Below are 10999 nucleotides of genomic sequence, written 5' to 3'. Positions count from 1 at the left end.
GCCCGACAAAGCCCCGCCCTCCCTGGGCCAGGTCGACGGGGCCTGCCAACACAAGAACGCCGAGGTCTCGCGCGCGAAGCGCCGCCGTCCGTTGCGCCTCGCTCTTGCGGTAATCGAGCCCGATCGCCTTCTGGTTGCCTTCCATCGGGTACATCAGCGAGATGACGAGATCGGGCGCACCGGCGATGTTGCGCAGTTGCGATCTCTGTCGGAACAGGTTGCTTGCCAGGGACGCAAATCTCTGCTGTCCCATGTACGGCTCTGTAACTATGGCCGAGACGAGGCCCTGAACAAGCTGGAGATTACCGTTTACATTGCCTTCGAGCTTGGCCCTTATGATGTTGACCTTGGCCTGGACTTCGGCGCGCGCGAGTTGATCGGACACTTTCGTGTTCTGCAAGTCCGCAAGGACCGCGCAGATCACAAGCACGGCCAACGCAATTGCCGCCGGCAAGTTGGCGGTCGAAAAAACCGCCTTTCTTGCACCATCAAAGTCAAAATCCGTTCTGCCCGACCGGCTCAATTGCGTTTCCTTGACAAAAAGCCCATCGGCCAACGTAGGATGAACTGTTTAAATTTGGACTTCCAATCTGCATAAAAGCTTCTGGTCTGTGCCACCAAGTTTCGAAAGGCTGCGCTTGGGCGCTGCGCGTAGTACCGTTGGGCCTGTGCCGGCCAGTCCTGCTGCGCCGAACAGCAGGGTCGTCCTGCTCGGGCGGAAGAAGGGTAGGGAAAGCGGACGGACAGCCTGGGAGAGGAGAGGGGAGAGGGGAGGGGAGAGATCGACATCAGGAAGATGCTGTCATCGCTGGTTCGCACCGGGTCATCCGTCCATCTTCTGCTATGATCCCGACGCCGTGACGTTCGTCACGGCTCTTACTCACAGCCCTGACGCATCCTGGCCAGTGAGCTCTAAATTGGCCGCGCTTAACGATCCGGCTCGAACCAACTTGTCGTGCTGCCGCAAGGGTGCGTTACCCTGATCCATTCGCCGATGTCAGGCTCTTCGGCGTACGGGATGGTTACTGGTCCCCACGTCTTCGCAGCTTCAACAACATTTTCGGCCTGAACCTCGGCACGTTCCACAGCTTTGCCGTCGCGTATCAGCTCGACGGTGAAACTCTGCATAGATCGCACTCCTGTCGCGCAATCATATCCCAACCTCTACCCGAAAGGAAAAATCTGTTTTCGAAAGGAAATAGCTTCCCAAGGTCCTCGCGGCACAAAGCAGCTATTCGCAACAAAAGGGGCCCAGGTGGCCCAACGATGAAACGCATTTTGCTTTTCTTGTGCGGCGAAAGCATGATGGAGCGGGTGGCTAACAGCCGATAAATTTTTCCAACCCATTGATTTCAAATCATAATTTAATGTTCCATAATGTATGTTATGCGACTTCTGGATGTAGCAGTTATATAGAGATGCGACACTTGAGCAATTTAGAGATGCGACAGTCCCCGACTTTCACAGCTCATGCTCTGGCCAACTCGAAGCTGGAAAGGAAGGCTGACGACTTCACACTGCCTGGCGTGAGACCGGGCGTATTGCGGAGCCGGCATGCCTTTGATCACCTTGTCGCAAAAAAGAGCTGCATCGTCTTGAAGCCATCCAGAAGATCCGCGACCGGCGGCTGAGCGTCCAGGCGGCGAAGCTTCTTCATCTCAGCCGCAGTCAGGTTCACCGGCTGTTGCAAGCCTATGACCAGGACGGCGCCGGCGGGCTGGTGTCGAAGGAGCGCGGCCGACCGAGCAATCGGCGCCATGATGAGGAGCCGCCGCCGCCGGCCGCGCCACCATACAGCGTTTCGGTCGCTTCGGTGTTGTATGCTATCCCCTGCTTGGGATGCAGCTCCAGGTCAAGAACTGCGGACTGTGACATTGACCACGGGGACCAGCGGCAACGGTTCGCCGTCTTTGCCGGTGAGTTCCGATTCGAACTTCTGGGTGCGGATGATTTCCTCGACCTGGCTGGTGAAATCGTCATGGCGCGCATCTTCGCCACGTTCTCTATCTTCACCTCGCCCTGATACGCAAAGGGCTTGGCCTCATAGAGCGGGTGCGCGTCGACCCATTCGAGTACTCGCAACATGCCGTCCACAGCTTCTCTGGATCGATGATGATCGGGCTGCGGCCGTGTGAGCTACGGGCCTTCCAAAATTGGTTTCCTGCGGGTGCGGGCATTTGCGAAAATTTCGACGCTTTTACAAAGTTAACCAGCGGCCGGATTCGTACGGTTTTGTGACTTGCTGGATTGCCGATCACATGGTTTTTTTCCCACATCGTTGTGTGGGAGTGCGGGCGTGGGCGACGATCAGAAGGACGGTGTTCGGGTAGAACACATAGACGGCCAATGGGCGGTGCAGATCATCGAGGATGGCGTGACCACCCAACAGCTTTTCGACAACGAGGAATTTGCGAGGAGTTTCGCAGCCGGTCAAATCATCCGGCTCAACCTTAACCGGTCCGGCCAAAGCCAAAGCGGCCATGAGGTGGATGGCCCGCGAAACCATTCGTAAACCATGCCAACACGGTAAATATTTTATGTCGAACCGATCCGGTTGCAGGAGGTTTTGGGCGGGTCTGCAACAAAGAGGCCCAGCCAATCCCTGCACCGCTTACCCATCTCGCCCGCCCTGTTGATCTCCTTCGGGATTGCCTGCGGAATTTGCGTCTGGGCGACATCGGATAAGCCAGTGAGCTTCTTTCAAGCCCAGGCGTCCCCGCAGCTGGAAATGCGCGGGACAGTCGGTAACCTTCAATAGATGGACGATCGTCGATGCTACCGGCGGGCCGGTGCTGTCGTGGACGATCCGCTACCGGCTGCGCACGTCGTTCTCGCGCACGGGCAAGACCGCCACCTCTCGAATTGCGGCGCCACGGGGGATCGCGAATAGCGGGCCGGCAGCCGAGGGCGACGAGGTTCTACACGATCAGAACCTACTCGAAGGAATAAGTGAAACCTTCCTTGGAGGCGCCGACGGTGACTTTGGTCATCTTTTCGCCCTCGAGCGACCGGTTAAGCACGCCGCGGCTCAGTTCCGGCAGCAGCGTGTTGGTCAGGATGGCATCGATCATCCGCCCGCCGGATTCGATCTCGGTGCAGCGGGCCTTGACCAGATCCATGACACCGTCGCCGATCACCAGTTCCGCATCGTTGGTTGCCCGCAACCGGCGAGCGATCTTGGCGAACTGGTGGCCAGTGATCGCTTCGATCATCGAATCAGAGAGCGGATAGTAAGGAATGGTCACCACCCGGCCAAGGAAGGCAGCCGGGAAGACCTTCAGCAATGGGCTGCGCAAGGCGGTATCCAGATCGTCGAGCCCGGTCCGCAGCGTGCCATTCCTTGTGCGGTCCATGATAACTTCGGAGCCGACATTCGAGGTGAGCAGGATCAGGGTGTTCTTGAAATCGATCCGGCGGCCCTCGCTGTCGTCCATCATGCCCTTGTCGAAGACCTGGAAGAAGATTTCGTGGACGTCGGGATGCGCCTTCTCGACCTCGTCGAGCAGGATCACCGAATAGGGTTTTCTGCGCACCGCTTCGGTCAGAATGCCGCCCTTGCCGTAGCCGACATAGCCGGGCGGTGCGCCCTTCAGTGTCGAGACGGTGTGCGCCTCCTGGAACTCGGACATGTTGATGGAGATCAGGTTCTGCTCGCCACCGTAAAGCGTTTCGGCCAGCGCCAATGCCGTTTCGGTCTTGCCGACGCCCGAGGGGCCGCAAAGCAGGAAGACCCCGACCGGCTTTTCAGGCGCGCCAAGCCCGGCGCGGCTGGTCTGCACGCGTTTGGCGATCATCTCCATGGCGTGATCTTGCCCCACAACCCGTTCCGAAAGCGTGGCGGCGAGCTTGAGCGCCTTTTCGGTCTGGCTGGACAGCATCCGTCCGGTCGGGATCCCGGTCCAGTCCTGGACCACGGCGGCCACTGCATTGCGGTCAACCGAGGGCAGAATCAGCGGTGTCTCGCCTTGTGCCGCTGCCAATTCGGCCATCAGTGCGCGCAATCGGGCGAGATCGGCGGCAGGATCGGCAGCGGCCTGTGTCTCCGCGTCCGTCTGGGCGGCCTTGGGCGGCTCAGTCTCTGACGACTCCGCTACCTTGGTCTTTTCTGCGTTCGCCGCTGCCGGTTCGGCATCGGCCCCAACGGTGGCCGCATCGAGCGCCACACCCTCGCCGCGCAGCCTGGCGCGCAGTTCGAGTATCTCGGCGACGAGCACCTTTTCACGATCCCAACGCTGCTGCGCCGCAGCCAGGGTGATCTCACTTTCGGCAAGCCCGGTGTCGACGCGCGCCTGCCGTTCAGCCACCTCGATGCCGATCGCGGCCTCGCGCCCGATGATGCCGCGCTCGACCTCCAGAGCCTGGCGGCGGCGCATGATGTCCTCGACCTCGGCTGGCGTAGCATGCTGCGATATGGCGACACGGGCGCAGGCGGTGTCGAGGAGGCTCACCGCCTTGTCAGGCAGTTGCCGTGCCGGGATGTAGCGATGCGACAGGCCGACTGCTGCCTCGATCGCCTCGTCGAGTATCTGCACCTTGTGGTGCTGCTCCAGAACCCCTGCCACACCGCGCAACATCAGAACGGCCACCGCCTCAGACGGCTCGTCAATCTTGACCACCTGGAAACGGCGGGTCAGCGCCGGGTCTTTCTCGATGTGCTGCTTATATTCGGCCCAGGTCGTTGCGGCGATGGTGCGAAGTTCGCCCCGTGCCAGCGCCGGCTTCAAGAGATTGGCGGCATCACCAGTTCCGGCAGCACCGCCGGCGCCAATCAAGGTGTGGGCCTCGTCGATGAACAGGATGACCGGCGTTTCGGACGATTGAACCTCGTCGATCACAGCCTTCAGCCGTTTTTCGAATTCGCCCTTCACGCTGGCGCCCGCCTGCATCAATCCGACATCGAGCATGCGCACGCTGACGCCTTGCAGCGTGGGCGGCACATCGCCCTGAGCGATACGCAAGGCAAAGCCCTCAACGACCGCCGTCTTGCCGACCCCGGCCTCGCCGGTCAGGATCGGGTTGTTTTGCCGACGCCGCATCAGGATGTCGACTATCTGCCGGATCTCCGGATCGCGGCCGACGACCGGATCGATCTTGCCCTCGCGGGCGCGTTGGGTCAGATCGGTGGCGAATTTCGCCAAGGCCGAATCTCCGCCCATGGTCCGCTTCGGCGTTTCAGCCGCGGGAACCGCGATGGCTGCGCCGCCTTCGAGCGAACCTTCCACGACATCGGCGAACCGCGCGACAACCGCATCGGCGTCGATCTTGTCGAACTCGCCGCTGATCTTCGACAGCAGGCCTTCCAGAACCGGGGTTTTCAGGCAGGAAAGCAGAATATGGGCGCTGCGGACTTCCTCGACGCCGAACTCCAGCGTCGCGAGGTTCCAGGCTTCCTGGATTGCATGAAAGATATGATCGGAGAATTCCTCGATCGAGGTTGCGCCATAGGGCAACTTGTCGACGGCACGGGTCATATCTGCCGTGAGCCGGCTGGCATCCAGTCCCGCATCGGCGATTATCATTTGCACATCGGAGCGGTCGGAAAGCACCAGCTGCTCGATGAAGTGAACGAGTTCGACGTAAGGATTGCCGCGCAGCTTGGCGCTATCGGCCGCGGCCTTGAAGGCGCGCACCCCGACAGGATCAAGCTTGCCGACCAGTTCCTTACGCTTGAAGCTCTGCGACGACCGGCGCTGTTCCATCGAACGTGCTCCTGCAATCTGCCAGCCGATAAACTGCCACAGATGCCGCCACTTGACAAAGTGCGTTGTGGACGAGGCCTCAATGCCTGGTTCAGCCAGCTTCCTCGTATTGTGGAAGTCTTGCACCACCGGCTGCAAACAACAGCGGAATTGCGCGCCCTGCGCAATGCATTTCTCATACGGATTGACAATTGCGCCACGGAGTTCGGTACTCATGGCGGTGTTCAGCTTCTGTTAATTTTGGAGCACTCGTTGAATTGTGGTAAAGTGCACCGGTGTGATAACGTAAGGTCACATAAGGTTTGAGGGCCTTCGCTGGGGGTTGGTGTGATTGATCTCGCACTCTGGCTTTCTTCGCTAGACGGTGAGAATCCGTCCGGGGAAGATTTGCGCAACGACCCGGCTTTCCATGAGTTGGAGCGCCTGACCGAAGCCCAACTCAAGGTCGTCCACGACGGCAACAATAAGGCCGGCTCGCAAAGCACGATTCCAGTCGACTGGCCCGCTGTGCTCGCAAAGGCGGAGGAATTGCGCGCGCATGGCAGGGACTTGCGCCTGCTTGTCATCGTCACGCGCGCGCTGGCCAATGAAGACGGGCTGGCCGGATTGGCGCAAGGTCTGACGCTGATCGCGCAGACCTTCGATCAGCATTGGGACACCATGCATCCGGCTCTGCGGCCCAACGCTTCGCCGCGCGATGCCGCCTTGCGCCGTATCAACGCGCTGATCGACCTGCAGAATGGTCAGGACGGGTTGTTGGCGAATCTGCGGCAAATGACGTTCTTCGCGCCGCGCGCAATCGGCCCGGTTCAGGGCAAGGACCTGGAGAAGGGTGCGCTCGACGATCGCGTCATGCTCCAGGAAGCCGCCTCGGGGCTGAATGCGGCGGAAAAAGCGCAGCTGGTCAGTGCGCACGGACAACTCTTGAATCGGGTGCGTGCCGCATGTGCGGCACAGATCGATCAGGCCAATGCGGAGATGGTCCAGCTCATCGCCGACGCCCGGGCGACGATCACGGCACTGGATGCGCTCGAGACTGCGCTCAACGCTCGTCTCGAGGGCAGCGGCACTCCCGTTCCGGACTTAAAACGGTTCCTGCAGCGTTTGCTGACGACACTTGAACGGAATTCAGCGGCCGGCGCGGTGACGAATGGCGCAGCCACGCAGGCGGTGCCGACGGAACTGGCAACGCCTGCTCGAAACGGTCATGGAGCCGATGCTATGGCAAGTATGGCAAGCTATGCGGACTCGAGCACGGGACTCCCCGACCGGATCTCCTCGCGCGACGACGTGGTGAAATGCCTCGACCTGGTCGTCGCCTTCTATGACCGTACCGAACCGTCGAGCCCAATTCCGCACCTGGCTCGGCGGGTCCGTCGGATGGTGCACATGGATTTCGTTGAACTGATGGAAGATCTCGCCCCTTCGGGGCTGAAGGAGTTCAGGCTGCTGGCCGGCGTTCCCGATGCCAAGAAGACGGCTCAGAAGGATGAAAGGTAACAACACATGCCAGCCGAAAGCAAAGCCAAGGTCATCGAACGAAATCGCGCGCCGCGGGTGCAGATCGCCTACGATGTGGAAACCTACGGCAGCCCGACGACGATCGAACTGCCGTTTGTCATGGGCGTGATGGCCGACCTTGCCGGTGCTTCGCAAACCAAGGAAGCGTCAAAGTCGGTGCTGGACCGCTCCTTTGTCGAGACCGACGCGAACCGCTTCCCAAAATTCATGGAGGCGCTCGGCCCCCGCGTCAAAGCGCGGGTGAAGAACACGCTGCCGCAGGCCGAGGGCCAGGAGCGTGACGAGGAACTGGCGCTCGATCTTACATTTTCCAAGATGGGTGATTTCGCCCCCGACAAGATTGCCGAGCAAGTTCCGCAACTGGCCGAGATCCTCAAGATGCGTCGACAACTTGAGGAATTGCTCGGCTTCATGGATGGCCGTGTCGATGCTGAAAAGCGCATCGCGCAGCTTCTGAACAACGAACCGCTTCTTGGCAAGATTGCCAGCCAGGCGCTGGCCGACGACGACAAGGTTGGGGAATGATCATGGCCGAACAGCAAAAGACCGCCTCAGTCGCCGCGGAGGCCGAAGCCATAAACCTCGATGAATTCAGCGGACTCCTCGAAAAAGATTTCAAGGTCAAGAAGGACGACAGCGAGAAGCTGCAACAGCTCGTGCGCAATCTCGCGCTCGCGGCGCAGTCCCGTTCCGACACCACGACCATCTCTTCCAATGCCATCAAATCGATCAAGTCGCTGATCGCCGGCATTGACAAGATGCTGACGACACAGGTCAACGAAATCCTGCACGCGCCGGAAGTGCGTGAGATGGAAGGCACATGGCGAGGGCTGTGGTATCTCGTCAACAACACCGAGACGGATCAGAAGCTGAAGATCCGGGTGATGAACATCTCCAAAGAGCAGCTGGCCGATACGCTTGAAGACTATGAAGGTCAGATGTGGGACCAGAGCCCGATCTTCAAGAAAGTCTACACAGACGAGTATTCGATGCTTGGCGGCGAACCAATCGGCTGCGTGATCGGCGCCTACGAGTTCTCCAATCACCCACGTGACGTCGGCCTGCTGCGCAACATCTCCGGCATCTGCGCTTCCGCGCATACGCCGTTTATCGCGGCCGCTTCGCCGCGCCTATTTCGCATGGACAGCTGGCAGGAACTGCCGAACCCGCAAGACCTGCAGCAGATCGTCTCCAACCCCGCCTATGCCTCGTGGCAGTCGTTGCGCGAGAGTGAGGACGCTCGCTACATCGGCCTGACCATGCCCCGCGTCCTGGCGCGGCTGCCCTACGGCACCGATACCGTTCCGGTGAAGGGTTTCACCTTCGAGGAAGAGGTGGAGGGCGATCACAACAAATATGTCTGGATGAACGCCGCCTTCCCGATGGGCGTCAACATCAACCGCAGTCACAAGTTTTTCGGCTGGGGCACGCAGATCCGCGGCGTGGAGAATGGTGGCACGGTGCTCAACCTGCCGGTGCATAGCTTCCCGACCGATGATGGCTCGATCGCGATGAAATGTCCCACGGAAGTCGCCATCGACGACCGGCGCGAGGCGGAACTGGCCAAGCTTGGCTTGATGCCCATCCTGCACCGGAAGAATACCGATCTCGCGGCCTTCATCGGAGCACACTCGCTGCAGGACGACGAAACGCGGGCGGGGCGGCTGGTCGACCCCGATGCACAGTCGAACGAGCGGCTGAGCGCCAACCTGCCCTACCTGTTCCCGGTCTCGCGCTTTGCGCACTACCTCAAGGCGATCGCGCGCGACAAGGTCGGCTCGTTCAAGGAGCGCGCCGACATGCAGATCTGGTTGACCGAGTGGATCAATCGATACGTGCTGGCCAACCCGGCCTTTGCCGACGACAAGGCGCGCGCCAAGCGCCCGCTTGCCGCCGCCGAGGTCCAGGTGGACAGCGTGGAGGGGCGGCCGGGCTATTATAATGCCCGCTTCTATCTGCGCCCGCATTACCAGCTGGAGGGCATCAACGCGTCGCTCCGACTGGTCTCGGAACTACCGTCCGTTAAGACTTGATCGCAGCAACGACAACCTGGTTTTTTGAAAGCGGTGGAGAAACACAATGCCGACTACGAAGATTGATGGCTTCCTGAAGGTTCCCGATATCAAAGGCCCCAGCACCCGCGACGGCCACGATGACGAGATTGAAATCCATGGCGTCGACTACAAGATGGTCGCACCTTATGATCCCAATTCGCTGTCACGCCGTGGCCGCGTCTCCATGGGGATGATCAAATTCACCAAGCACTACGACAAATCATCGCCCTATCTGAAAAAGGCTTTGTTCGAAAACAAGGCCCTTGATGAGGTGGTGTTCTCGGCCCGCCGGACCATCGATGGCGAGACCAAGGATTACCTGGTCGTTACCCTCACCGACGCCTCGATCATGGAATACGACATGTCGCAGGCCGAGGATGAGGAAGACCTGATCCAGGAAGAGGTCAGCTTCGCCTACAAGAAGATCAAATTCGTCTATGACGGCAATGATGAAGCCGAAATGGATGTCTATGTCGGCAAGTGAGGTTCGGCGACCCGGCGCGGGCATGCAGCAGACCACTGGCAGCTTGCGGGCGAAAAGCGAAGCCGTCCAGCCGTCGCTTTGGGATCGTCTCGTCAATGATCTGCCGGGCCTGACCTCGGAAATAGACGGGCTGCGCCATGTCCTGCTCGACGAGCTTGGCGCGGACCGTCTCGACACACTCGTTGCCGGCAGCACGCGTGCCATCGACGCCGATGTGGTACTGACACCGGATCAGAAACGCCGTCTGCATCGGTTGGCCGTTCAGACCCAGCACCGCGTCGAAATCGAAAGCCGTGGCGTGGTGGTATCGGCGCGCGTGCTCAGGGAAGCGGTACGGCGTGACATCGAGGCGCTCTTCAACACAGAGCGCTTCGAGGCGACGCCGCTTCTTTCCGACCTGGAAAATGAACAGGTTGCGGACAATCCCCCTTCGCTTGCCGATTTCCCGGAGGTCCGCCGCAGCGTGGTCAATTACGGCGTGCCCTCCTTCTCGGGCCGCTCGTCGCGCGACTTCGATCGCGAGGTGTTGGCACGTGAGATCCGCATGGTGCTCGCGACCTTCGAGCCCCGCCTGAAGGAAAGCGCAACAAAGGTAACGGTCACGCTTGGCGACAACACCGTCGGCCTGAAGATCGAGATAGACGCCGTTCTGATCATGACCCCGACTCCCGAACGCATGCGCCTGCGCACCACGATCAATCTCGACAACGGTTTGGCGCGGACCGAAATTGGGGAGGCCTGAGATGGATCGGGTCTTCGTCGAATATTACGAGGAGGAACTGAGCCATATCCGCGCTCTTGCATCGGAATTCGCAGACATGCATCCGGCGGTGGCGCGCAACCTTTCCCTCGATACGGTGCCGTGTCCGGACCCATATGTCGAGCGCCTGCTCGATGGCGTAGCCTTCCTGGCCGCGCGCACCCGGCTAAAGGTCGATGCCGAGCGCTCGCGATTTTCCCGCAGTGTGCTCGACGTTCTCTATCCCGATCTGGTCACGCCGGCGCCGGCAACGGCGATGGCGGTGCTGAAACCCGGCCAGCAGGTCCAGACCATGCTGGCCGGCCACGTCGTCAAGCGCAACACACGGCTGGTTTCCAGCCTGCAGCCAGGCCTGTCAACGCGCTGCATTTTCTCAACCGCCCAGGAAATGACTCTATGGCCGATCGCGGTCACTTCGGTCAGCTTTTTTCAGGACCGCAGTGCGATGGCGATGGCTGGCATAGGACCGATCGGCGGTGTC

General features: G+C 60.3%; 10 protein-coding genes and 1 pseudogene. 8 read left to right on the top strand and 3 right to left on the bottom strand.

The genetic code is table 11. The features are described from left to right. Both EOC83_RS32200 and EOC83_RS32195 read right to left on the bottom strand, forming a co-directional pair. The coding region (locus tag EOC83_RS32200) for a CHASE domain-containing protein (RefSeq protein WP_206516567.1) at window positions 1-523 on the bottom strand (523 nt) is incomplete at its 3' end. Between the two features lie 404 nt (window positions 524-927). Further along, a complete protein-coding gene (locus EOC83_RS32195; RefSeq protein ID WP_013525315.1) occupies window positions 928-1128 on the bottom strand; it encodes a hypothetical protein in 201 nt (66 codons plus the stop codon). A gap of 457 nt (window positions 1129-1585) precedes the next feature. Between EOC83_RS32195 and EOC83_RS32190 the strand changes: the two are divergent. Together EOC83_RS32190 and EOC83_RS32180 are read left to right on the top strand one after the other, a co-directional pair. Beyond that, window positions 1586-1768, top strand: a pseudogene (locus EOC83_RS32190) (helix-turn-helix domain-containing protein); the annotation flags it as partial. Window positions 1769-2296: 528 nt separating this feature from the next. Beyond that, window positions 2297-2512 carry a hypothetical protein gene (locus tag EOC83_RS32180; protein WP_013525312.1) on the top strand — a complete coding sequence of 72 codons (216 nt, stop codon included), beginning with the start codon at window positions 2297-2299 and terminating at the stop codon, window positions 2510-2512. Window positions 2513-2933: 421 nt separating this feature from the next. Here the strand turns inward: EOC83_RS32180 and tssH are convergent, their stop codons facing one another. After that, window positions 2934-5699, bottom strand: a complete 2766-nt coding sequence (gene tssH, locus EOC83_RS32170; RefSeq protein ID WP_013525311.1) for a type VI secretion system ATPase TssH — start codon at window positions 5697-5699, stop codon at window positions 2934-2936. Window positions 5700-6026: 327 nt separating this feature from the next. Between tssH and tssA the strand changes: the two genes are divergently transcribed. The 6 genes from tssA to EOC83_RS32140 all read left to right on the top strand — a co-directional run. Next, window positions 6027-7199: a type VI secretion system protein TssA gene (gene tssA, locus EOC83_RS32165; protein ID WP_063170589.1), complete on the top strand. Its 1173-nt coding sequence runs from the start codon at window positions 6027-6029 to the stop codon at window positions 7197-7199. Between the two features lie 6 nt (window positions 7200-7205). Next, entirely contained in the window at window positions 7206-7745 is a 540-nt protein-coding gene (tssB, locus tag EOC83_RS32160) for a type VI secretion system contractile sheath small subunit (protein WP_013525309.1), read from the top strand. A gap of 2 nt (window positions 7746-7747) precedes the next feature. After that, the gene (gene tssC, locus EOC83_RS32155) at window positions 7748-9253 is read left to right on the top strand and encodes a type VI secretion system contractile sheath large subunit (RefSeq protein ID WP_063170590.1); all 1506 of its coding nucleotides are present in this window, start codon (window positions 7748-7750) and stop codon (window positions 9251-9253) included. A 46-nt stretch (window positions 9254-9299) separates the two neighbouring features. Next, on the top strand, window positions 9300-9758 hold the full coding sequence (locus EOC83_RS32150; RefSeq protein ID WP_013525307.1) for an Hcp family type VI secretion system effector: 459 nt from the start codon (window positions 9300-9302) through the stop codon (window positions 9756-9758). Next, entirely contained in the window at window positions 9745-10500 is a 756-nt protein-coding gene (gene tssE, locus EOC83_RS32145) for a type VI secretion system baseplate subunit TssE (protein ID WP_013525306.1), read from the top strand. The genes EOC83_RS32150 and tssE overlap by 14 nt, the downstream gene beginning before the upstream one ends. A gap of 1 nt (window position 10501) precedes the next feature. After that, window positions 10502-10999, top strand: a 498-nt coding sequence (locus tag EOC83_RS32140) for a type VI secretion system baseplate subunit TssF (protein WP_206516566.1), incomplete at its 3' end; no start/stop codon positions are given.

It is taken from the genome of Mesorhizobium sp. Primo-A (genome assembly GCF_003997175.1).
Lineage (GTDB): Bacteria > Pseudomonadota > Alphaproteobacteria > Rhizobiales > Rhizobiaceae > Mesorhizobium > Mesorhizobium ciceri.
The sequence above is the reverse complement of the archived record's forward strand: the minus strand, read 5'-3'. Positions and strand labels throughout refer to the sequence as shown.

Coding starts and splice junctions, on each gene's coding strand:
- tssE (WP_013525306.1), top strand. CDS start 9,745: ATGTCGGCAAGTGAGGTTCGGCGACCCGGCGCGGGCATGCAGCAGACC.
- tssB (WP_013525309.1), top strand. CDS start 7,206: ATGCCAGCCGAAAGCAAAGCCAAGGTCATCGAACGAAATCGCGCGCCG.
- tssC (WP_063170590.1), top strand. CDS start 7,748: ATGGCCGAACAGCAAAAGACCGCCTCAGTCGCCGCGGAGGCCGAAGCC.
- tssH (WP_013525311.1), bottom strand. CDS start 5,699: ATGGAACAGCGCCGGTCGTCGCAGAGCTTCAAGCGTAAGGAACTGGTC.
- EOC83_RS32150 (WP_013525307.1), top strand. CDS start 9,300: ATGCCGACTACGAAGATTGATGGCTTCCTGAAGGTTCCCGATATCAAA.
- EOC83_RS32195 (WP_013525315.1), bottom strand. CDS start 1,128: ATGCAGAGTTTCACCGTCGAGCTGATACGCGACGGCAAAGCTGTGGAA.